The sequence below is a fragment of the Gardnerella sp. 2492 genome (assembly GCF_050320365.1).
Classification (GTDB): Bacteria; Actinomycetota; Actinomycetes; order Actinomycetales; family Bifidobacteriaceae; genus Bifidobacterium.
On the sequence record NZ_CP186952.1, the window covers coordinates 490,794 to 514,611 of the forward strand.

The window sequence follows — 23,818 nt, forward strand, 5'->3', positions numbered from 1 at the left end:
TTAGTAACGGTGCTGAAGCTATGGTTTATGCACAGAATATTCATCAGCTTAGCTTTACACACTTTTGAGCCTATACCCCAAAAATATAAAGTAAACAAAAAGCCTGCAAACGTTTAATAACGTAAGCAGGCTTTTTAAATAATCTTATTAATTAGATTATCAGATTTCACACTCCGAAAGCGTAGGTCTTCGTATCAGTCAAGTTGTTATTCTGATCGTAAGCTTCAAAATGCGTCCAGTAAATTCCTGGGTGTGGATACCAAGATGCCCACGGTCCATCAAAACTTGCAACCCACTGCTTAGCGTTGTAATCGTAGATCTTAATCTTAGTATAACCTTTAGGATTATTAGTCACAGCACCAAGAAGAACATGATTACCCTGCCATGCAGCATAAGTTCCAGAAACAACAGTGCTATTATTAACCATGTAATGGAAAGCAATTGTCTTTTCTAAGATAACCTGACCGGTTGAAGGATCACGAACTTCGCAATGAAGCCAATAATCACCAGGATTGGTTACCCAAGAAGACCAGTTTCCTGTGCTCCAATCAGAAATAGTAGCCCACTCGTTAGTTTTCAAATTATATGAAAGCCAGCGATACTCAAGCTGCTTGTCGGTGTAAGCATTTGCACCAACGGCAATATCGTTATCGCGAACAATCCAAGCAAAATCAAGACGTTTTGGTGTAGATCCACTCTGTGGATAATCTGTATCGCCAACCTGGGTTGACAAAGTTAAAGCGCACACACTTCCGTAAGAAGTACCTGCTCCTTCACCATATCCGAAGGAAATATTCTCTGGATTCAAAATCTGATAAAGATGAGCGTTGTCAATATTTGCAACACCATTGGCGTCATGTAATGCTTTTTCCTCATTGGCGCTCCAATCGTTCATTGCTTCTTCAGCAGATTGTCCCCAAGCAAGGTTTTCACCCCAAGCCTTACGGCCTTCATAATTTGGATCACTTACACCATCTGCAGCAAAATGTCCAACTTTGCCATGCGCAATAGTCTCTGCTACACGACGATAAGCGTCCTCTTCATTAGCACGATCATAACGAATACCGTTTATGTACTGTTCTTTACTAAGACCCTTAGAAGAGACATAATCAGCAAGAGGCATACCATTCATAAGAGTGGTACCATCTTCATAATACTTTGAACGCAAATTACGAATTTCATTTAAAATATAGCTTGCAAGCTGCGGATTTTTAATTTGCCAATTAGTGTTTACATTTGCAACACTATTATTTTCTACAGTAAACGAAGCGTTAGCAGAGCCTGCAGTAGGTATAATCATTGCTACACATGCGATAGCAGATGCTGCAACTGTTAGGCACTTCTTTGCAGAAAACTTATGCATCTTATGCCACATAAACGTAGTCCTCTCCATAAGCGATTTACAACTACTTTTTAGTAATTTTTGATTCATAAAAGATCAACAATAAGTGAACTTAAGTTTTACTTACGTATGTATGTAAAAACAAAAACTACCTTCGCTAAGTATATCAATCTACGCATATTTTCAAATAACAAAATTTGCGATTAAATATCCTTTTTTATTAATTTTGTCAATAGTTTATAAGCATTGTGGATAAAACCTAGGCTGTATCCACAATGAAAGATTTTTATAGCATAATCATTGCGAAAAGTTCATAGTTGTTATCACTGCGGTATTTCCTAGTAGCTGCGATGCTCAGGGACTACGATGGCTCTGTATTTCGGGGCTGAAATAACCGCAGTCCAAACGTGAAAGGACATATTATGGTACAACAACAGTCCACGGTGACTATAAGCGGATATGTAGGAGCTGAACCAATTAGTTTTGGACACAGCAATAATCCGCCAGCCTGCTCACTTAGAATTGCATGCACACCATCGTACTACTTAGCAAGCGAACAACAGTGGCGTAATAAACCTACTACATGGATGACCGTTAAAGCCTATCGTGGGCTTGCTAACAACGTATTACGTAGCGTACATAAAGGTGACGCAATAGTAGTATGCGGAAATCTAAATACTGAAACGTGGAGCAAGGACGGAAACGACCACAATAGAGTAATTTTAGAAGCTTCCGTAATTGGACATGATTTGAATCGCGGCACTACTAAATTTGTGAAACACTCAACAAACAACACAAGTAACTCGAGTGGCACAAGTAGCGCAAGCAGCGATAACTCACAAGCTAACCATGAGAATTATGAAGATGACGAAAATTATGAAGATTTTGGAGGTGATGTGGATATGTAATTTTGTAAAATAAAATATAAAATTTATAATTTTATATTTTATTATTTTATTATTTTGTTATTTCCACTTATTTTTTTTTAATTTGCCGCCAAGAACAATGCTATTAGTAGTATCAATACGCGTTACGATACGAAAATAGCAAAATTCCTGGCGGCAAGTTTTAATTTATAAGCACTTACGCAAGCAGAACGTTACGCAAGCAAAACGTTACGCAAGCAAAGCGTTTACGCGCTCAGCAATGCGGCTAGCAGCAGCATCAACTGGAACTGCTTCAACGTTTGAACCGTCTCGATCGCGGATTTCAATCGTTCCATTGTTCACAGTATCGCGGCCAGCTACAGCGATCAGCGGAACGCCAACAAGCTCAGCATCCTTGAACTTTACGCCTGGAGAAACCTTTGGACGATCGTCGAATATTACTTCAATTCCCTGCTGACTAAGCTCTTCAACCACCTTTTCAGCAGCATCGAAAGCAACCTGATCCTTGCCAGTAGCAACAACGTGAACTTGAGCTGGAGCAATTGCCATTGGCCATGCAAGACCAGCGTCGTCGTGATGCGTTTCTGCCAAGCATGCAATCACACGGCTAACGCCAATACCGTAGCAGCCCATCCAAACTGGTACAGCTTTACCGTTTTCGTTAAGAACGCTTAAGCCCAAAGCTTTAGAATACTTTAAGCCAAGCTGGAACACCTGGCCGATTTCCACGCCACGCTCGAAACTCAATGGACCGGAACCATCTGGGCTCATATCGCCGTCGCGAACCTGGGCTGCTTCAACAACACCATCAGCCTCAAAATCGCGTCCATAAACAGCGTTATAAACGTGCTTTCCGTCTTCGTCAGCTCCTGTAATCCAGGCGCTACCCTTTGCAACGTGAGCATCCATCAAGTAGCGGACAGGATTTTCAATTCCACTACCATCTTTGCGAGCTTGAGGACCTAATACGCTAAAGCCAATGTAGCCCTTAACAAACTCAGGATGAGCCTTCAAATCATCCTCAGTTGCCTCCTCAATTTCTGCAGGAGCAAACTGAGCTTCAAGACGCTTCATATCTACTTGGCGATCACCTGGAATACCAATAGCCACGATTTCGCGCCATGGCTCCTCGTGCTCACCACCCTCAGCGTCAGCTGGATGCTTAACAGCAATAATCAAGTTCTTCAAAGTATCGGACGCTTGCCATTCGCTGCCATCTTTACGCGGATGCAAATCGTTGGAAACCTTGACCAAAGCCTCAATTGTCTTAGCGTCTGGAGTTTCGAGAGCTTCTGCAGCAGGAGTTGCTGAGTAGTCAACATCCGCAATTTCTGGAGTGGTAAGAGCCTCAACATTCCAAGCTTTTCCAGAAGGAGCGAGCGCAAAAGTATCTTCACCAATTGGCATTGGAGCCAAGAATTCCTCAGAATCGGAGCCACCCATAGGGCCGGAAACAGCGTGAACAATCACGTATTTAATGCCTAAACGGTCGAAAATTCGAGCGTAAGCAGCACGCTCTTCAACATAAGCAGACTTCAAACCATCTTCGTCAATCGAGAACGAATAAGCATCCTGCATAATAAACTCGCGACCGCGGATAAGACCTGCGCGAGGACGGAATTCGTCGCGATACTTCGTTTGAATCTGATACAAAGTAACCGGCAAATCCTTGTAAGAAGAATACATATCCTTAACAAGCAATGTAAAAACTTCTTCGTGCGTTGGAGCAAGAAGATAGTCAGCCTCATGACGATCCTTAAGACGGAAGATGTTGTCGCCGTATTCTTCCCAACGGTTTGTAGCCTCATAAGGCTCGCGCGGAAGAAGCGCTGGGAAGTGGACTTCCTGCGCACCGATACCGTTGATTTCTTCGCGAATAATCGCCTGAACCTTGTTTAAAACCTTGAGTCCAAGCGGCAACCAAGTCCACACACCTGGGGCAGATTTACGAATATAGCCTGCGCGCTGCATAAGTTTTGCGGAAGTCACGTCCGCGTCTGCTGGATCCTCGCGCAGCGTACGAAGGAATAACTGAGACATACGAAGTACATTGGAATTCATGCGTTCCAATCTATTTGCGCATGAGGACATAAACACTTGTTTACGTTACTAAACAAACTCACAATACGTAATTTTCAGCTACTCAATTTTCAGCTAAAATTCGTTATCGAAGGAAAACTCTTCATTATCTGCGTAATTTACAGCGCCAAAAATGTCAAACTCTTGCTGATTTGCAGAATCATCTTCCGCATTATTTGTTACGAAAGCAGCAGCACCGTCGCTAGCAAGCAACTCACTCGCACGCTTTGAAGCCTCACGCAAAGATCCATCTAACAGTACAGCATCCGCCGAAACACTAAACGCGCGATCGTTAATACCTTCCAAATAAAGCCCACCCAGATTTTCCACGCGAGAAAGTGCCACATATCCCATTCCTGGAGCGAAAGTTCTACGCAAATCCATTACCGCAGCATCGAGCGTCATGCCTTGCGACTTATGAATCGTAATTCCCCACGCGCACCGAAGCGGCACTTGATTCACACTAGCAAGCACAGTTTCGCCGTCGGTCATCTCCCAAGCAGCAGGCTTAAGAGTTACAATATTTCCATTTTCAAACTCAACAATCGGCCATCCACCTTTAGATTCAGGCGCAAAACGCAAAATTCGACCAACAGAGCCGTTCACATACTGCTTTTCCTGGTCGTTTCGCAACGCCATCACAGCAGCTCCGGCCTTCAAAACTAAACGCTCCGGAGCGAGCATATTCTTCTTTAAACGCTCAACAAGATTTTTAGGCCCGGCTTCCGTTGCCACAAATTCGTGAGGCTCAGCATCAATTGCTGAAAGCTGCACGTTATTTAATCCGTCCGCCTGCGCGTTAGTAGGAAAAAGATGCACTGCAACTTCATCGTCTTGCGGATACTCACCAAGCCGGCTGGCCAACACTTGCTTATCTTCGTCACTTACGCAACCGCTACGAATATCTGTTAAAACTTCAAGCAACTTTCCGTCATCTTGACGATGCTGCTCAGTTAAGTAGCACACAGTCGGCTTTAAAGCATCCCAGGCAAAAGATTCCGTAATATAGCCTTCTGGATTTTTGCCGGCAGCAGCATACTTTTCGCGCGACGCAATAAACTCCTGACTCGGCTCGAACACATCGCGATTTCGCATAGAAGTGCTTACAGGCGGCAGCTGGAAAAAGTCACCTGAAATAATTACTTGAAGCCCACCGAAAGGCGCGGGATTTTTGCGCACCTTCCGGCACACTTCATCAACCATGTCAAAAAGCCAAGCGTGAATCATTGAAACTTCGTCCAGCACGAGCACATCTGTGGCTTTTATGCGCTTCCCTCGCCTAGCTCTAATGGTTTTAAGAAGCGTATCCGTGAGCGCGTTTGAAACTCCAACTCCGCTCCACGAGTGAATGGTTTGACCGTTCAAATGCGTTGCAGCAATACCAGTAGAAGCAGTTACAGCCACACTTAAACCGTTTTTTCGCATTTCGCGAATAGCAGCGTTTAATACGTAGGTTTTACCTGCACCAGGAGCACCGGTAATGAACGCGCTAGCGCCAGCGTCGATTATGGTTAAGGCTTCGGATTGCTTCATTGGCAGTACCCTTTATTTGCGCTATTGCGTTTAGTAAGTTTAGTAGTCACGCTTTTCTGCGGAATTTACGTCCTCTAATGCTTCACCACGGCGCTCGTAGTCGCGAAGCAAGCTCGTGCTTTCAATATGCTGCGCACCAGCTTTTGCTTGAGCCTCGCTTGGGCCTGGCGCTGGAACGAACATCATATCACGATAGTAACGAAGCTCGTCAATCGACTCAATAATATCCGCGAGCGCACGGTGGCCGCCGTGTTTTGCCGGCTTATTGCGGTAAACGTCCGGGTAAAGTCTGCGAGAAATCTCTTTCAACGTGCTTACGTCGATTACACGATAGTGCAGATTTGCCATTAAATCTGGCATGTAACGGTCGAGGAACTTTTTGTCGGAGCCGACGGAATTTCCAGCAAGATGAGCTTTTCCTCGATCCGGCAGGAAGTGCTTTACGTACTCAACTACCTGCTTTTGCGCTTCTTCCAAAGTCAAACCGTTCTTATTCCACTCGTCAACAAGTCCGGAAGAAGTGTGCATATTGCGTACAAAATCGTTCATATGAGCCACAGCAGCTTCGCTTGGCTTAATCACTAAATCAATTCCGTCGTCCAAAACTTTCAGATTAAAGTCGGTTGGAACTACAGATACTTCGCATAATTCGTCGTGGAAAATATCGAGTCCCGTCATCTCGCAATCAATCCAAATTAAGCGCGATTCCTCAGGCGTAAACGTAAGATCTTCCTTAGCTTCAGCCATTTTCGTTCCTTTCCTAATATTTTTTCGAACTCATCAGCCTACATCTTCGTACCGACTATTAGACCATAAAATTAATTAAACAAATCATCATGAGAGCCCGTTCTAGTGAGTACAAGCTGCAATTCTTCTTTCTCAATCTTATAAATTAGAAGCCAATCCCCCTCAATATGAATTTCCCTATACCCTTTCCAATTACCAGTAAGAGAATGATCTTTATATCGAGTAGACAACAGTTGCTTATCTTGTTTCATTAGGGCATCGATTGCATGCTTGAATTTTATTGGATCTACATGCTTTTTCAATAAAGCTTTGAACTCTTTTTTAAATTGAGTTGTACGAAATACTGATTTAAGCATCTAATAAATCCTGCATAAGGTCATCTGTGTTATTAAATGATTTTCCATCATGAGCTTCAGCTTGACGACGAGCTTCAACACTTTCACGGCTTTCACGAGTAATCAAAAAAGGCATAGCCTGATCAACAATTGACTGTCTTAAAAAGACATTAATCGCAGTCGACAAATCCATTCCCATTGAAGAAAATAATTTTTTTGCTTCCTCTTTAACTCTAGAATCTGTGCGAAAACTCACAGTTGCTTGATGCGTATTTTCAGCATATTTACTTTTGACGCTATCGCTAACCAATATTGCAGACAATTTTATACACACTTTCTAATGATTTTTATTTTTATTAAATTGCTATTGTAATACAATATACATACAACAGCAATCATAATGTTTAAACAAACAAAAACGACGAAAAGCAGGCAAGTTGTAAGTAACTTGCGTAACTTTTCGCCGTTTAGTGCAAAATTAGTTGCGACTTATACGCGACTTATACGCGCAATTTACGTAACTCTCAACTTATACGCGATTTAGTTGTGGAAACCGCTGTAGTTTGGCGCTTCTGCAGTCATCACAATATCGTGAGGATGAGATTCGCGAAGACCTGCATCCGTAATGCGAATAAAGCGGCCACGCTCCTGCATTTCCTTAATATTGTGCGCACCAACGTAGAACATGGACTGGTGCAAACCGCCGAGCAACTGGTAAAGCACAGCGTTAAGTGGACCGCGGTACGGAACTTCACCTTCAACGCCTTCTGGAACCACCTTATCGGAGCTGGTAACGTCTGCTTGGAAGTAACGATCCTTCGAATAAGACTTCTTACCACGAGGAGCCATTGCACCAAGAGATCCCATGCCACGGTAAAGCTTGTACTGCTTGCCGTGAAGCAAAACCTTCTCACCAGGAGCTTCCTCGCAGCCAGCCAAAGTGCCGCCGAGCATAACTGTGTCCGCGCCTGCAACTAAAGCCTTAGCAATATCGCCAGAATAGTGAATACCACCGTCTGCAATGCATGGAATACCGGCAGCCTTGCAAGCCTGAGCCGCGTCATAAACTGCAGTAAGCTGAGGCACACCAACGCCAGCAACCACGCGCGTAGTGCAAATAGAGCCTGGACCAACGCCAACCTTTACAGCGTCAACGCCAGCGTCAATCATAGCTTGAGCGCCTTGGCGAGTTGCAATATTTCCGCCAATAATTTGCACGCCGTCGAAAGCTTTATCTGCCTTAATGCGACGAATCATGTCGAGAGCCAAACGAGCCTCGCCGTTTGCGGTATCAACCACAAGCACGTCAACTCCAGCTTCCATAAGAGCGCACGCACGCTGCCAAGCATCACCAAGGAAACCAATGCCAGCAGCCACACGCAAACGACCCTGATCATCCTTAGTAGCATCCGGATACTGCTCGGTCTTAACAAAGTCCTTAACAGTAATCAAACCGGTGAGCTTGCCATCAGCATCAACAAGCGGCAACTTTTCAACCTTGTTGTCTGCAAGCAAACGGTGAGCATCATCCTTAGAAATATTAGAAGGACCGGTGACGAGATTTTCACGCGTCATCACATCCTTAACCTTCAAACGATCGTAATCTTCGGAAGCGATGAAACGCATGTCGCGGTTGGTAATAATACCAACTAAACGATTTTCGCTATCTACTACCGGCAAGCCAGAAATATGGAAACGCCCGCACAATTTATCTAAATCGGCGAGCGTAGCATCTGGGTGAACAGTAAGCGGGTCGGTAATCATACCGGATTCACTGCGCTTAACAATATCAACTTGCGCAGCTTGATCATCAATAGAAAGATTGCGGTGAAGTACACCAATACCACCGTTACGTGCCATGGCAATTGCCATATCGGACTCGGTAACAGTATCCATAGCTGCCGAAATAGTCGGCACTTTCATGGTAATTTCGCGAGTCAGACGAGTGGAAGTGTCCACTTCTGACGGAATAACATCAGTTTCATTTGGAAGCAACAGAACGTCGTCATAAGCGAGACCTAGCTTCGCAAAAACTGGAGGAACAGGGGCATACACGGATTCCGTGTTAATATCAGTTGTAGCCATAGGGTTACTATACGTTTTTGCTATGACGTTTGCCAAAACGCACGGTAAAAAATACGCAGCGCAGCAAATCTACGAATTGCGAAGTTCCGGCAGACGACGACGCAAATACGGCATCATAGTGAGAATAGTTAATAGTGCAGTGGCAATAATCATGCCAATTAAAACGTACATTGCTTTGAAGAACAGTATCATAATCGAGCCGAATGATATAAGCGCAGCCCAACCCCATAAAATCAGAACAGCTCCCTGCACAGAGTGACCAATGCGCAGCATGCGATGATGCAAGTGCATACGATCCGGGTGCATTGGCGACTGCCCTTTAGCAACTCGCCTGCAAATAGCCAAACACATGTCGAGTACAGGCAGGAATAGAACTAAAATCGGCAACAAAATCGGCATAAATACAGGCAAATAAATACTCGTGTGTACTGCGGAAGGGTCCAAATGACCGGTCATAATGATTGACGCGCAAGTAATTAAGTAGCCTATAAGCATAGAACCAGAATCGCCCATAAAAAGTTTCGCAGGATGCCAATTGTGCAAAATAAAACCTACACACATTCCTACCATTGCAACGTCAATAAGGGTTGCCATTGAAGCGTAAGTTGGAGAAGTTCTTGCAAGCATGTACGAATATGTTGCGAAGGCGATTCCACCGATTGCAACTATTCCGGCAGCAAGTCCGTCTAAACCATCCACAAAATTTACTGCATTAATCGAAGCAACAATAAGTATGGCGGTTATTGCGATTGATACGCTTGGCGATGCCGTTACAAGCGAGCCTAGCGGCAAAGTTACGATTTGCAATCCTCCCCAAGCAACAAACACAGATATAAGCAGCTGACCCGAAAGTTTTAGCATCCAGTCTAAATCCCAAATGTCGTCGCATATGCCTAAAAGACATATAAGTACTGCTCCAGCTAGTACCACCCACGGCTGATGCGTACCAGCAAAAAGCCCGGAAATAAACGGCATAGAGCTTGCGAATGCCATAGCAACTGCAAAGCCAAAAAGCATACCCACTCCGCCCATACGTGGCGTTGGTATTGTGTGAACGTCGCGTGCGCGAACTTTGCCAACAGCTCCCATTCGTATAGCAAGATGACGCACAAGCGGCATAATCAGCCATGTAGCTCCGCCTGCAATTGCTGCAATAAACAGGTATACCCTCATCTCTTGCGACTTTCTGCTCTTATCTGTTCTTCGCTTATCACGCCTTCGCGCAAAATCACAATTCCGTCTTTATCGTTTGGATCTGCTCCAACTACCGTGCTTGCCACGTGCGAGCGAGTCGGACCTGCGTTCAAATACAGCGGAATTTCGTCTCCAAAAGCAGCCACTGCCTCTTCTACACTATCTGCACTTTCGTGACCACTGCGATTCGCGCTAGAAGCAGCCAAAGGACCTGTAACGCGCAAAATTTGCATTAATTCTGGGCAATCTGGCACGCGCACGCCTTGAGTTGCTTCAGCTTGCGCATCGTTTTGAGCATCGTTTTGCGCATCAGTTTCAGACGTTCTACAAAGCGTAGCAAGCCTTGAAGCAATCGAGCCTTTTTTAGCACGCGCAATCGGAGAATATCCTCCCGGAAGGAACTTTTTGCCTAAAATATCTAGCGGAGATGGCAAGTAAAGCCCAAGTTTTTCTAAGTCATCTACACTGCTCATTAAAATTTGCAACGCTTTCGTGCGAGGTCTGCGCTTAAGCTCGTAAATTTTTGCAACAGCGGCTTCATTGAACGGATCGCAAGCAACTCCATACACAGTGTCAGTCGGCACTACGATTACTCCCCCAGCATTAATAATTTGTGCTGCAAGTTGCAAGGATTCTTCATTAATTGTGCAAATTTTTCTCATTTTTTGCCTCTTTTTTGCATACTACAAATCTTGCTCTGTTTGTTAAGTCGTTTTTGACTTTTGCGCTGCCAAATCCTATGTTTTGTGCATAATCCGAAAGGGCTTTTCCTTGCGTAATATCGTGCTCCATAATCATTATTCCACCTGGACGCAAATACTCAAAACTTGCTTCCATAATTTTTTGCGGTATTAGCAGCCCGTCTTGGGATCCACCATATAACGCCATTTCAGGGTCATAATCTCTTGCTTCTATTTGCTCTACAGGTTGATTTTCTGGCACGTATGGAGGATTCGTAATCACTAAGTCTACTAGTCCTTTAATCGCACTTATTTCAGGCAGATTAGCGTCTGTGGCATCACCCAATATTGCATGATATCTGTTTGAAATATCATATTCTTCCGCGATTTTGCAATAGTTTTTTTGTAAATATTGGAAAGCTTCAGGCGACTTTTCTACAGCCCACACTTGCGCGTCTGCAACTTCCGTTACAACCGACAATCCGATTGCGCCCGAACCTGCGCATAAGTCAACAACGACGGGATTCTTTAGATTATTTGCACGAATCCAATCTATTCCTTCTTGAACTACAACTTCTGTTTCCGGCCGCGGCACAAAAACGCCTTTGCCTACTATTAGGTCTATGTAGCGAAAAGTTGCGCATCCAATAATGTGTTGTAACGGCTCACGAGAAACACGTCTAGATATAAAATCGCTATATTTGCTATCGTAATCGGGCGAAAAATCCTTAAAATCGCCAAGTATTAGCGCTTTATTTAAATCCGACAAGCTTACGCCGCAAGCGTGTGCCAAAAGTACACGCGCGTCGTATTCCGCAGACTCCACGCCTGCTTCACAAAGACGCGCAATAGCATTTTGCAAAAGTTCGCGCATAATACAAGCAATTCCTAGAAGCTAATTTCTACGAGCTAACACAAACTAACACAAGCTAAAACAAGCAACAAGTTTAAAGGATATTACTTATTACTTGGCTTGCGCTAAGCGGTCAGCTTCATCCGCCTGAATATCGCTGTCGATAACAGGCTGCAAGTCACCGTTAAGCACTTGGTCAAGATTGTAAGCCTTGTAATTCGTGCGATGATCCACAATACGATTTTCTGGGAAGTTGTACGTGCGGATTCGCTCAGAGCGGTCCAACGAGCGCACCTGCGAGTGACGCATATCCGCCGCTTCTGCCGCCTCCTGCTCGTGCTTCATAGCAAGCAAACGAGACTTTAGCACGCGAAGGGCAGCCGCACGGTTTTGAATCTGCGACTTTTCGTCTTGCATGCTAACAACAATTCCGGTTGGAATATGCGTCATGCGAACAGCTGAATACGTGGTGTTCACGGACTGTCCACCAGGACCAGAACTCATGAAAATGTCGATTTTTAGATCTTTTGGATCGATTTCGATTTCGTCGTCATCTTCGTCTGCTTCTGGGAACACGATTACGCCGGCTGCGGAAGTTTGTATGCGCCCCTGCGATTCCGTAACTGGGATTCGCTGCACGCGGTGAACGCCACCCTCGTACTTCATGCTGGCCCACACGCCGTCTTCTGGAGCAGGAGTGCCTTTTGCGCGAATCGCAAGCTGCACGTCTTTTACGCCGCCAAGTTCAGTTGAATTTTCGCTTTGGATTACGGTAGTCCAGCCGCGCTTTTCTGCGTAACGCATGTACATACGCAATAAATCGCCAGCAAATAGTGCAGCTTCTTCGCCGCCTGTGCCAGCTTTAATTTCCATAATCATATCGCGCGCATCATCCGGATCCCTAGGAATTAGCGCAGTGCGAAGCTTTTCTTTTGCTGCTGGAAGTTGCGCCTCTAAACGCTTAGCTTCTTCAGCAAAATCTGGATCGTCGCTTGCCATTTCGTTTGCGGCTTCAAAGTCGTCGCAAAGCTGCTTGTAGTTGAGGTAAGCGTTTACGATTGAGCCGAGTTCTGCGTGCCTACGGCCGAGTTTGCGAATAGCGTCCGGGTTCGACGCAACTTCCGGGCTACCCATACGACTTTCAATATCGCGATACTCTTCTAACGCGGTAACTGCTGCCGGGAACTGTTCCTCTACTGACTCAGCCATCATATTCCTTAAATTAAAAATATTTGATTTAGCACATAAAACGCCAGCCCCGATTCCGCGAGTTACACGAAAGCAGGGCTGGCGTCACAAAAGCTACTTAGTCTTCTTACCGTAGCGCTTCTCGAAGCGAGCCACGCGGCCGCCGGTGTCGAGAATCTTCTGCTTGCCGGTATAGAATGGGTGGCACTTTGAGCACACGTCAACCGTCATATGATCGCCATTTGCGGTGGAACGAGTTACGAAAGTGTTGCCGCAAGAGCAGGTAACCTGCACTGCATGATAGTCGGGATGAATACCCTGCTTCATAATGTCTCCTATGGAATTCGGGCGACCCGGGTCGCAAAGCCCCAATAGCTAAGCGTGAACCGGAACCTTAGCGATTCTAGTCACCACCCTCGACGCATTTAGTTATTCTTTATCTTCGCGCTTTCTCCTATGCTTTGCAGCGAACCCAGCAAAACCAACAGACGCTAACAAGCCGGCAAGTATTGCAGATTGCTCAACGTTACTACCAGTCTTGGCGAGCACAGGCTTTGACTCTGTCTCTGGTTGTGCAGTCTCTGGCTCAGTCTGCTCAGGCTGCTCAGCTTGCTCAACCTCAGGCTCTATAACTTGAGCTTCAGGAATCACAGAAGGCGCAAAATCTGGCACAAACGGAATCTCAGGCGTTGGCACAGGCGCTGGAGCTGGCTGCTCCGGCTGTGGCTCCAGAGTTGGCGGCAACGGAATCGGCTTGTACTCAGGAATCACATCAATTTCCATAGTAATTTCCGCTTCGCGACCGTACTTGTCGGTAGTAGTAAACGTTAGCTCAACTTTTGGCTTTCCGTTTACAATCTTAGGAGTGCCGGAAATCGTGCATGCAGTGCCAGCGCATTTTGCGCTAATGCCGTTTACAGAATCCTTAACCTGGGAAACTAAATCATTAATAGTTACTTCCTTGCCGTCTACCGTAATCTTTGTATTCTTAGTATCCGGCGTTCCGTCAGCATTAAGATTACCTTCAGTCATGTTTTGCAATCTGAAGTTCGTGAAAATACCCTCGCGAGCAGAACCACTAAGCTTAAACTTCATAGGAGTCATCTTCTCGAAGTTGGCAACAATAATCGTATCAGTTTCCACATTCGGTAGAACCATACGAGCATCATCACAACCAGCCTCAACAAGCAAATTATTCAAAGCAGCAATACTTGACTTCTCTGATTTACGTATAATGCTTGCAACAAACGACTTACCAGAAGCTTCCGCAATTTGTGCAATCTTCTCACGAGATGCAACATACTGTGCATGCTTGTCAGGCTTAGCCTCAAGAAGAAGATTCTTCAAAGCAGCAAACGTAGAGTTCTTAGAACCACGTATTATACGCGCTAAATAACTCTCTCCACGTAACTCAGCAATTTTAGCTAATCCTTCACGCTCAATATCAGTTGATTTGTGGTTATCAGCACTGTTATAGATGGCATCAATATGCTTGATAGAGCAAGATATTCTCTCCCAATCCTTAAACACATAGCCAGCATTTGCACGCACGTCCGGAATATAATTATTTATTTCAGACATTCTACCTTTACGCACCCAGTAAGTGTGCATTGGTGACTGCATAGTTCCACCACCGGCAGCTACATACGTTACCCTCGTATAATTCTCTAAAATAAACTTTCCTGCTTGACTGTCGAATGAAGGCAAATCTCGCTCTGAGATTACATTAGGAAGCACTTGAATAGGTACATCTTCATAAATTACTTTCGTTTCACCAGTCGTATCTGATTCTTTTTTAATCTTCACTCTAACAGTAGTAATGCCAGGCTTTGCAATACGAACGGAATTGGCTCCGGAAGAATAAACTACACCAGCACCGTGCATGCCCGCAATATCTAGGTTCTTAGGATCGACATCAGACACAAGCTCTTTAGGAGCAGGAACTTCATCTCCAACACTTCTGACAAACTGAGATACATTCACAGGCATATCAGCAATCTGATTTGCCACAAACACGCGAATCTGTTTATTAGCATATTTGCCAGATTCCGAAACAGTCTTGTTGCTTATATCGTAGACTTCCCACTTGCTAAAGCCTTTAAGTTGACCGCCCAGTTTCTTATCTGTTTCAACAACAGAATCTTTGAAGTTTTTGGCGTCCGACTTGAAATAGAAAACTTGTGGCTTGTATGAGCCATCATTCCACTTTCTTCCGAAAGCTGGTAAGAATACGTATGGCACGTAGTTATCTGGAATTTTATCCTTACTCTTTGCGTCGATGACATTATTCACCTTTTCGTACGCTGCCTGAAGTCTTGCATTGGTTCTGAATTTCCACTTTTTAACTTCTTCGGAAGTGTAGATTTTATCATTTTCTGCATTATTTACATTTCCTACATTACTTTCATTAATTGTCGTAGGAGTTGTAGCATCTGTAACTAAGAATGTCGTAAATGGCATAGCAGTAAACGCACTACGGACTGCGCTAGGATGTGTTGCGTCATGTTCTGAAGGAACGGTCGCACTACTAGTCTGTGCAGTTCCCTTAATAGTTTTGCCAGAAGCGTCTATAATCTCACCTTCTATTAGCTTCCAACCTCTAAACACGTAGTGGTACCCAGCATCGTCATAATCCTTGCCAACAGCTTGCGGAGCTTTTACGCCCTTAACGTCGTCTTTAAGAACGTAGTACAGCTTAGTCGCATCCTTATCAAGGCTGCCCTGTTCTTTACCCTTAACTGGCTTGGCATTTATAAAGTTGACCACAACATACTTACCCTGCTTGAGAACAAGGTCACGCTCTGCAGTAGCACCAGTAAGAATAGGTTTAGGTTTAGTAGTAGTACTATCAGGCTTCGGTAGGCTCTTCTCGTACATCAGCTTGTAAATCACCTTAAGGCGAACATCACGCTTATACGTTTTCTTACCATCCTTGTAATTTACTGTAATCTTTAACGGCACAGTGTACAAAGAAGGCTTAGAAAGCATACTTTTCTTAAATTCTTTTTCAGTCTTACCTTTCGGCAAATCATATTCGACTTTTACGTCGCCTAGATTGTAAACCTTATACTTATTATCCGTATTCTTTTGCTCATCCTCATACTTTTTCTCATAAGCTTTTTTAATATAATTTTCTAAATCAACCAACTTCGGAAATGTTGTAAGATCATCTTGCACAGCGGCAAGGTAATCAGGAGGCACTTCTGGCTCTATCCAAGTAGCTTGACCTGCCACAAACTCTTGGAATGGTTCATTGACATGCCAATCCGAAACATTGTCTATAGACGTTACTTCTTCTTTGCCATTAATCATGCTGCTTCGAGACCACTTGCCAGTAGGGTTAGTGAGATTGTTTTGGAGGAAATCTAACGCTTTCACGTCGGTAGTATTACCATCACTATCCGTAACTTTTACTGTAATATCAGCAAGATTAGCGCCCTTCTTTACGTAGAACACCTTAGGGCCGTCTGAGCCGTCCTTCCACTTTCGTTTTGGAGCAGGCTTGAAGATTGCAATTACAGAATCTTCTGGAACTGTTCCGTTATCAGACGAACTCGAGAAGTAGTCGATTCGCTTGTAAATAGCGTGGTAAGTTACGCCGTTGTCTAACTTGACGTTCTTGTAGCGGTCGCTTGAATTTATGTCAAACGTCTGCTCTGGCTTCTTCTCCTCTGGCTTTGGCGTACTAGAAGAAGGAGTACCAGAAGAAGACGTACCAGAAGAAGGCGTACTAGGAGTCGGCTCTACAACCTTAGTCGCCCAGCCCTTAAACACGTAGTGGTAATGCTGGTCGCTGTAATCATTGCCGAAGGCTTGCGGCACGCGGATTCTAACATCCTTACCTTTATAAACGTACGCAGTAAGCGTAGTTTCTTTGCCAGTAGAAGTATCAGTATTATCGCTATCGTGGCCAATAAGCTTGCCTTCTTTATTCTTACCAATAAAGTTAATCGGCACGTAGTAGTCTTTATGCTTGCTGCCGTAGTCGCTTTTGCTGAACTTCTCCCAATCGCTTGCGTACACCAAATCTGGCAGCACGCGGTACAGCACTTCAGTTCCAGCAGTGTTTCCATCAAGCGTCACTTGCACTTTAATCTTGTGCAAGCCTGGAGTGCTGTCAAACCTTTCGCCTTGCGCAAAGCTGAACTTAGCGTTACTTGGATACTTATCAGCATTCTTTATAAGCTCTTTAGCTGAATTATCATCCAGACTCAAAGCATCTGTTGGCTTCAAAACCTTAGTATCGATTGCAACAGGAGCTTTTAGCTTGAATTTAACAGTGTAAATTACTTCAGGGCTATTCTGCTCTTCGGAGCGAATCGGCAAGCGCTCTAAGCCGGTAGCATACTTAATCTCCGTAGAGCCAGGGGCATACGAACCGATTTGCGAAGTCCATTTTTCAAACTCAAATCCAGGTTTCGCTTTTACTGTTGGAAGCGGCATCTGGTATGCCTTCGTGCCCTTAATTGCGTCGTACACAAGAGCAGAGCCGTCGGCTACATTACTTCCTTGCCAGTCAACAACGCTACCCATAGAGCCTTGGCCATCAGCCACTTTAAACACGTAACGCGTGTAGTGATCCGGGCGATACGGAGGCTTCTCAGCATTAGGCTTCTCAGCATTAGGATTCTCAGCAACATACTTACGCTTAAGCACGCGAACGTCTTTATATTTGAAGATGAATGTATCTTCTCTAGTCTGCTTGCCATCTTCGTCAGTAGCGTATTCAATATTCTGCTGCGTGCTTTCCGGCATAAAGCCTTCAATCGGCTTGTAGAATGCTACGTCGTACTTTCTGTTTACAGAGCTGACTTCGCTTTCTGGAAGAAGATCCTTTTCTTTTCCGTCCTTACCAATAGTTACATAGCGAACCTTATACTTGCGCGTATTGTACGTTTGGTAAATAAACTCGCCAGTATTCTGATTCTCATCGCTCGAAGCTTCAAAGCTTGTGAAATGCTTATCTGGGAAGTGCGTTTCGTCACTGTAGACTGCTTCCGCATTGTAGCGCAAATGCTCGCGCAAGCCGGAAACCGTTTGAGTAGAAACGTGATCCACCATCGCGGCTTTGGCTGATTTATCAGTAGCATTCTTATAGTCAGCAAACGTGTACCCAGGCTTTAAGAATATGTGCTTAAAAGTACCGTTGTAGCGAGTATCCTTAACCCACACTGCATCAAGCGTTATATCTTCTACTACTTTGTTGCCAAAAGCGTACGGCAAAGTCGTGCCGTTCTTTTTAATCTCCCAGCCGTAGAAGTCGTAGCCTTTGCGAGTTGGAACCTTTATATCTTTATTTTCCTTAATAACATAGTAGTGATCGAACTGCTTTTTCGTAACTACGCTAGAACCCTGTATCTCATTGCCGTTTGCGTCAGTTTCAGGCATATTGTAGTTAAGCGTCACAGTGTGCTTAATACCTTCTGGCTTACCCCACGCAGCGTAAAGCTTAATGCCATTGACTGGCACTGTAATATCTTTGTCTTCGCCATTTATAAACCGAGTGCCAGCCTGATCAAGAGCCCAGCCCTTAAACACGTAGTCTTCTGGCAAATAATCAGGGCGAACGATGGAGTAAGTTTTGCCGTTAAGCGTGAAAGTGTATCTGCCATCGAACTGCTTAGACGTATCATCGGCATTGTCTTTAGTTACAGAAGCATCGTAAGACGTATCTTTTCCGTATAGCTCTTTGTCTTCGACCGTCAAATCTTCGCCCGTCAAATCTTTTTTGCCGCGTTTAGTCAAGCTATACTCAAACGGCAGGTTATCTTTAGCAGCGCCCTTTGTGTTGCTTATAGCCTTGCCATCCGCATTATAAAACTGCACATCGTACGACTGGCGGTTGTATTTAAATTCAAGTGGTTTGTTATCATCAAATTCTTGTTCATCACCGTGATAATTTTCTTGTTCATCTACTGGAACGCCCCTATACTTTCGAAATGCTAAATGATACTTTTTAGCAAAATCTTTCTGCTCATCCTCACTTAAATCATCCCAATCCCCATGAGCATGAGATTCGTTATACCACACTTCCAGATTATCTTTAAATTCTCCTTCATCAAGGGCATCACCAACTCTTGCCGTATCATAACCATCAGCAGGATTAAAACCAGCAATAGATGGAGCTGGATAATCATAGTCACCGCTAGGAGTATCATCTTTGCTATAAGAATCGGTAGAAAGCTCATAATCGTCCTCGCTTATGTCACCACCCTTTTTAGCAGAGGCAATACTTTGCTTCCTAATAATCACCTGTATAGGCTGACTTTGATTACTTTTATCAGCAGTAAGCAGACGCTGATTATCTTTTAACTCGTGTGTAACTTGAGGGTTATGCTCAGGGTCATCGCTAATTTTAGGTATTACTTTGTCTTTTGGATTTTTTTTAAAAGCAGCACGCCAACGAGGGTCAGCAAATTCTTCTTTAGTAAAACGATACGGAGGAGTGTCACGATACTTTACAACCCCTGCAAATCCAAGCTGCCACCCTAAAGAGCCTTTTCCCTCTTCACTAAAATATAATTCATTTACATCAGGCCAAATATCAGTAAGCTTTTGACCGTAACGAACATTTACGCGGTAGCCTTTATGGTTAATCTCAGTGCCATGCTCATCCTTGTCTTTACCAACATACTTATCTGAGCAACCGCCACCGCCAGCATAGCAATAAATAGTTGTTTTGCCGTTTTCATCTTTTCTTTTTATAGCAGCATTGTCACCATTATCTACGCCAGCCGGCTTAGCAAAAATAAGCTCATAAGTATTGCGATCGTAAACTAAGTTAAGAGTGTTGTTTAAGTCGTTCGCGCAAAGCTGCGATTTACTACGTTTGCCTAAATCTGGGCGACCCGGCACAAAATCATGTTGCTCACGGTTAAGCTTTTTAGTAAGCTCCTTATTCACGTGGAAGTAGCGCGTGAATATGTCCTTGTAAACTCTATTATCCCAATTAGGGGTTTTAGCATCAATAGGACCTGTAACATACTTACCGCTAGAATCTTTAAGGTAATTGCTTTCGGCACCAGGATTAGTGGTATCATACCCGTCTAAGTTTGTTACATGCGTATCGTTCATCCAGTTGAACTTTGCAATTAAGCCGTCTTCGTGGTCATTCGCTTCTGTACCCTGCAGCTCTTCTCTAGTTAAGCCAAGCTCCGGGTTTTCTACATAATCATCTTCGCTTTTACCATTAAGAGCATTAGAGTCCGTAACAACGCCAGCATCATTCATCTTATCAAGCGCAACGTCGCTATCTGTCTTAACATTCTTGCGCTCAACAAGACCAACAAAGTCGTAATTTGCAAGTGAATTCGGATGCTCTTTATCAACTAAATCAGCTTTTTGCACCCACACATTCACGCGGTAGCTAGTGGCAGCGTTAGCTGACCAAGCTGCGCGGAATTGCACATTGTGATCCGGCATCTTGTAGTTAGTACTAGTTCCTTTAATTAGTGGACCACTAGAACTACTATCTCCAGGTTTTACTACCTGCCATCCAAGGAACTTATGACCACGATACGTAGGTTCTGGAACTGAAGGCACTTTCTGGCCATAATACACTTTTTGAGCAGTAACATCCGTGCCGCCAGCAGAATCATAAGTAACTTCATACGCTTTACGGTAGTAGCGAAGGTTCAAAACAAGCTTGTCGCTTTCATCTTCAGAATCCGAAAGCGGCGAGCTAATAAGATTATGCTCCGGTTCGTAGCCTGGAATATACGTTGAAACAGCTGTTACATTCGAGCCAACTGTGCCAGTAATCTCCGTAACGTGAATAACTTCTTTAGTTGTTGTAACGTTGCCTTTCTTGTCTTTAGTTTTATGTTCTACAACAATGGCTTTGCCGATATTAGGTGCTTCTTCAAACTCATCTTTATTGTCAAGATTTTGCACCAAGTGACGCACATAGTACTTAGCTGTTTTAGGAGCGTAGTTGATGTTCAACTCGCCATAGTACTGAATGCCGTCGTCTGAACCCGACTGCGAAGACGATGTATTCGGCGAAGTTTGCGCACTGTTGTTGCTTTCAACAGCCTGCCTTTTCTTCACAGCGTAATCATTAATCAGCTTCTTATTCAAACGCAAGTAGCGAACAGCATCCGCATCCGTGCCATCGTCAATAACAAACTTGCTGTTATCTCCTTCACCTTTTTTAACGTAGTACTGGTAATCCCCAGAATGATATACGGACGGGCGGTACCCAGTAGCTTTTGGAAGCTCAATGTATTCGTACTTTTCGTTTTTGCCGAGATTATTTAAGAAGTTTTCGTCAATCGTAAGCTCGTACGGCTGCACAAGTTGCTTATTCGCAGCACCACCAATCGTGTAGCGAATTTTCAAATTGTACGTAGCTCTTGGCTTTTTGTCGGTTTGTACCTGACCATTGGCTTCACTGGTGCTGCCAGCCGTTGGATTATCCGTATTCGGCTTAATTACCTGGCTATTTGGATCAGTTGCTGTGTTTGTTGCACCAGTGTTCGATGTGCCAGTGTTCGATGTAGAAGCAGATGTAGAAGTAGGTGAAGACGTTGGCTGATTGCTCGAAGCAGGCCCAGGCTCTGAAGCAGACGCTGATCCAGAAGCTGAAGGCGTAGCGTTTTTATTCTCGCCTGTACCTTGCGCACCTTGCCCTTGTGTATTGCCTTGTGCAGTTGTATCTGCATTTGGGCTCGCTGTACTTCCAGCACCTTCACTTGTAGAAGTTGCAGGAGAAGACGGTGCAGTTGTATTGCTTGCAGGAGCAGTCGTCGGAGTTTCAGACGCATTATTTACAGAAGTTACACTACTCCCATTGGAAGCACCATCGTCACCATCAACAGACCTACGAGCACGCCCCTTTGGTGTATTTGCATCGCTTACTGTATTCGTATTTTCTGCGTGAGTGCTTGAAGGTTGTGCATTTGTATTCTGCTCTGTCGCAGGCTTCGCGCTTTCAGCATTTCCAGACTGCGCATTTGCAGGCTGCTTATTTTCAGCTGGATTAACCTCCGCAGGCTTAGTACCCTCAGAATCAGCATTCGAAGCAGATGGCTTTGCGTTTGAAAGCTGCTTATTTTCAGCTGTATTAACGCCACCAGCATTTGTTTCCGGTTTATTTGCTTCCGGTTTATTTGCTTCCGGTTGCTTTTCTTCTGCTGGCTTCGTTGCATCTGGCTTCGCAGTCTTTTGATTAGCTTGCTCATCAGAAGTCGAGTTTTTTACAACAGAATCAGACGCTGGCGCACTAACAGTAGTAGATCCACTAGTAGATCCAGCAGCACTTACTGTATTTTCTATAGAAGAAGCACTTGCTTTGGATCCTGAAGCTGCATTCTTAATCTCAGAAGTCTTCTCAGAAGTCTTTGTAGGCGTAGCAGACTGGACGCTATGAATAGTATCAGAAGAATGTCCGAAATTAACCTGTTCCGAAGATCTATCTAACTGCGAGTCAATTCCTCGCTGTTGCGCTGCACGTAACTGTGATTCGCCCTGCTCTGCTTCACTATTATTTACTTCACCCTTATTTACTTCACGCTGCTCAATCTCACGCTGTTGCGCTGCACGTAACTGTTGCGCTGCACGTAACTGTTGCGCTGCACGTAACTGTTGTTCTTCACGCAACATTTGGGCAGCACGCAACTGTTGTGCTTCGCGCAACTTTTTTGCTTCAATATCACGACGAGCAAGCTCCACAAACTTCTGAGTTTGTGCGCTTTTATTGAGCACGCCGACACTCCACCGCTGCATGTTCAATTCGTCTACATCAGGCTTACCTTTGCCCATTTTTTGCGTAGTACTAGACGCATCAATAATATCTTTTTGCGTAGGTTGCAATGCGGCTGCGGCTACCGACGGTAACATCATAGCCAAAGTAGAAGCGACAGCAACACCAGCGACACCACGATGCAAACGAGCGTTCTTCACAGTCTCAGCCTTTTTAGACTTTCTAGTCTGAACAGACTTCTTTGCCTGCACATTCTTTTCAGCCTTATTAGACTTTTCTGCCTGCTTAGACTTTTCAGCCTTGTGTATCGCTTTCATGTTCTCCGCATCACGTAAAGCTTTACGATTCGCCATCACGTCTCCTCGCTTCAATCAATTCAAATACCAGATCGTCACACAAAAACCAAACCCAAAAAACAACCTATATATATACTATATGACTATGCAGTATATATGCATAAAATAAACATTTGTTTATGCTATATTTACGCACAATAAAATAAATACAGACGCATAATCACTCATACCCCTAAATGTCATATTGCCAATAGCACAACCAAATATTGTACCACCCCCCCCCCCATTCTATTTTTATGAATATATTCAAAATTATTACAACATGCGTAACATCTACACAAAACGTGTTATATACTTGAAAGATGTGCCTTCGCACATGAATGCGTATTTTGCGCATTTTCATTTGAAAAATCAAAAGGGGTCGATCGGTTTCGACGGCGATCTGTTCGCCGCGGGGAAGCGTGCCGAGAACGCGAAAGTCCACTCGTAAACGTCCTTTCGCAAAAGAATAAGTGCTAAATCTAATCGCACTGAGTTCGCTCTCGCTGCCTGAGCTTCGCGCCAGGATTAACCAGTGAGCAGCTGCTCCGTTCACCCACTCACGTCTTCGGAGTGGTGCTGAACGTCATTAGAAGACTTGCTTGAATTGCCGAGCTGCAGGGCAATTCAAGGACTTTTACTGTAGATATGCTCGCCATGAATTGTCTGCGATAACATGGGGGCAGAAAAACTGCCGCACGGCCAGCAGACTACGCACGTAGAAGACCGAGGGTACGGTCACCGGACCGGGGTTCAATTCCCCGCGACTCCACCAACGCAAAAACGCCACTGCTCAAACAGTGGCGTTTTTGTAGCAAATCCCAGTGTTTTCAACACTTTTTGTGTAGACAAAACAA

General features: G+C 44.4%; 14 protein-coding genes and 1 other RNA gene. 2 read left to right on the plus strand and 13 right to left on the minus strand.

Annotated features, from left to right (window positions below; all coding sequences use genetic code 11):
- Nucleotides 1–166: 166 nt before the first annotated feature.
- Nucleotides 167–1,375 carry a 1,4-beta-N-acetylmuramidase gene (locus tag ACPFYS_RS01875; RefSeq protein WP_427877304.1) on the minus strand — a complete coding sequence of 403 codons (1,209 nt, stop codon included), beginning with the start codon at nt 1,373–1,375 and terminating at the stop codon, nt 167–169.
- 389 nt (nt 1,376–1,764) lie between these two features.
- On the opposite strand from ACPFYS_RS01875, the gene ACPFYS_RS01880 reads away from it, so the two are divergent.
- The gene (locus tag ACPFYS_RS01880) at nt 1,765–2,250 is read left to right on the plus strand and encodes a single-stranded DNA-binding protein (RefSeq protein WP_427877306.1); all 486 of its coding nucleotides are present in this window, start codon (nt 1,765–1,767) and stop codon (nt 2,248–2,250) included.
- Between the two features lie 207 nt (nt 2,251–2,457).
- On the opposite strand, the gene ACPFYS_RS01885 is transcribed toward ACPFYS_RS01880, so the two are convergent.
- The 12 genes from ACPFYS_RS01885 to ACPFYS_RS01940 form a co-directional block, all read right to left on the minus strand.
- Nucleotides 2,458–4,290 carry a proline--tRNA ligase gene (locus tag ACPFYS_RS01885; RefSeq protein WP_427877307.1) on the minus strand — a complete coding sequence of 611 codons (1,833 nt, stop codon included), beginning with the start codon at nt 4,288–4,290 and terminating at the stop codon, nt 2,458–2,460.
- Between the two features lie 93 nt (nt 4,291–4,383).
- Nucleotides 4,384–5,841 (minus strand): PIF1 family DEAD/DEAH box helicase, encoded by a 1,458-nt coding sequence (locus tag ACPFYS_RS01890; protein ID WP_427877309.1) that lies wholly within the window; start codon nt 5,839–5,841, stop codon nt 4,384–4,386.
- A 39-nt stretch (nt 5,842–5,880) separates the two neighbouring features.
- Nucleotides 5,881–6,588 carry an oligoribonuclease gene (gene orn, locus ACPFYS_RS01895; RefSeq protein ID WP_427877310.1) on the minus strand — a complete coding sequence of 236 codons (708 nt, stop codon included), beginning with the start codon at nt 6,586–6,588 and terminating at the stop codon, nt 5,881–5,883.
- A gap of 71 nt (nt 6,589–6,659) precedes the next feature.
- Entirely contained in the window at nt 6,660–6,944 is a 285-nt protein-coding gene (locus tag ACPFYS_RS01900) for a type II toxin-antitoxin system RelE/ParE family toxin (protein WP_004136925.1), read from the minus strand.
- Nucleotides 6,937–7,245, minus strand: a complete 309-nt coding sequence (locus ACPFYS_RS01905; protein WP_116438502.1) for a type II toxin-antitoxin system RelB/DinJ family antitoxin — start codon at nt 7,243–7,245, stop codon at nt 6,937–6,939. Before ACPFYS_RS01905 ends, ACPFYS_RS01900 begins: the two co-directional genes overlap by 8 nt.
- Before the next feature lie 218 nt (nt 7,246–7,463).
- The gene (gene guaB, locus ACPFYS_RS01910; protein ID WP_427877312.1) at nt 7,464–9,008 is read right to left on the minus strand and encodes an IMP dehydrogenase; all 1,545 of its coding nucleotides are present in this window, start codon (nt 9,006–9,008) and stop codon (nt 7,464–7,466) included.
- 69 nt (nt 9,009–9,077) lie between these two features.
- Nucleotides 9,078–10,181 carry an MraY family glycosyltransferase gene (locus ACPFYS_RS01915; protein ID WP_427877314.1) on the minus strand — a complete coding sequence of 368 codons (1,104 nt, stop codon included), beginning with the start codon at nt 10,179–10,181 and terminating at the stop codon, nt 9,078–9,080.
- Nucleotides 10,178–10,864, minus strand: a complete 687-nt coding sequence (locus ACPFYS_RS01920) for an L-threonylcarbamoyladenylate synthase (protein ID WP_427877316.1) — start codon at nt 10,862–10,864, stop codon at nt 10,178–10,180. The genes ACPFYS_RS01915 and ACPFYS_RS01920 overlap by 4 nt, the downstream gene beginning before the upstream one ends.
- Nucleotides 10,842–11,756 (minus strand): peptide chain release factor N(5)-glutamine methyltransferase, encoded by a 915-nt coding sequence (gene prmC / locus ACPFYS_RS01925; RefSeq protein ID WP_427877318.1) that lies wholly within the window; start codon nt 11,754–11,756, stop codon nt 10,842–10,844. Before prmC ends, ACPFYS_RS01920 begins: the two co-directional genes overlap by 23 nt.
- Nucleotides 11,757–11,846: 90 nt before the next feature.
- Nucleotides 11,847–12,944 (minus strand): peptide chain release factor 1, encoded by a 1,098-nt coding sequence (prfA, locus tag ACPFYS_RS01930; protein WP_427877320.1) that lies wholly within the window; start codon nt 12,942–12,944, stop codon nt 11,847–11,849.
- 93 nt (nt 12,945–13,037) lie between these two features.
- A complete protein-coding gene (rpmE, locus tag ACPFYS_RS01935; protein WP_075523086.1) occupies nt 13,038–13,250 on the minus strand; it encodes a 50S ribosomal protein L31 in 213 nt (70 codons plus the stop codon).
- A gap of 102 nt (nt 13,251–13,352) precedes the next feature.
- Complete coding sequence (locus tag ACPFYS_RS01940; RefSeq protein WP_427877323.1) at nt 13,353–22,979, minus strand: InlB B-repeat-containing protein; 9,627 nt, start codon at nt 22,977–22,979, stop codon at nt 13,353–13,355.
- A 360-nt stretch (nt 22,980–23,339) separates the two neighbouring features.
- On the opposite strand from ACPFYS_RS01940, the gene ssrA reads away from it, so the two are divergent.
- Nucleotides 23,340–23,736: a transfer-messenger RNA gene (gene ssrA / locus ACPFYS_RS01945) on the plus strand.
- Nucleotides 23,737–23,818: the final 82 nt, after the last annotated feature.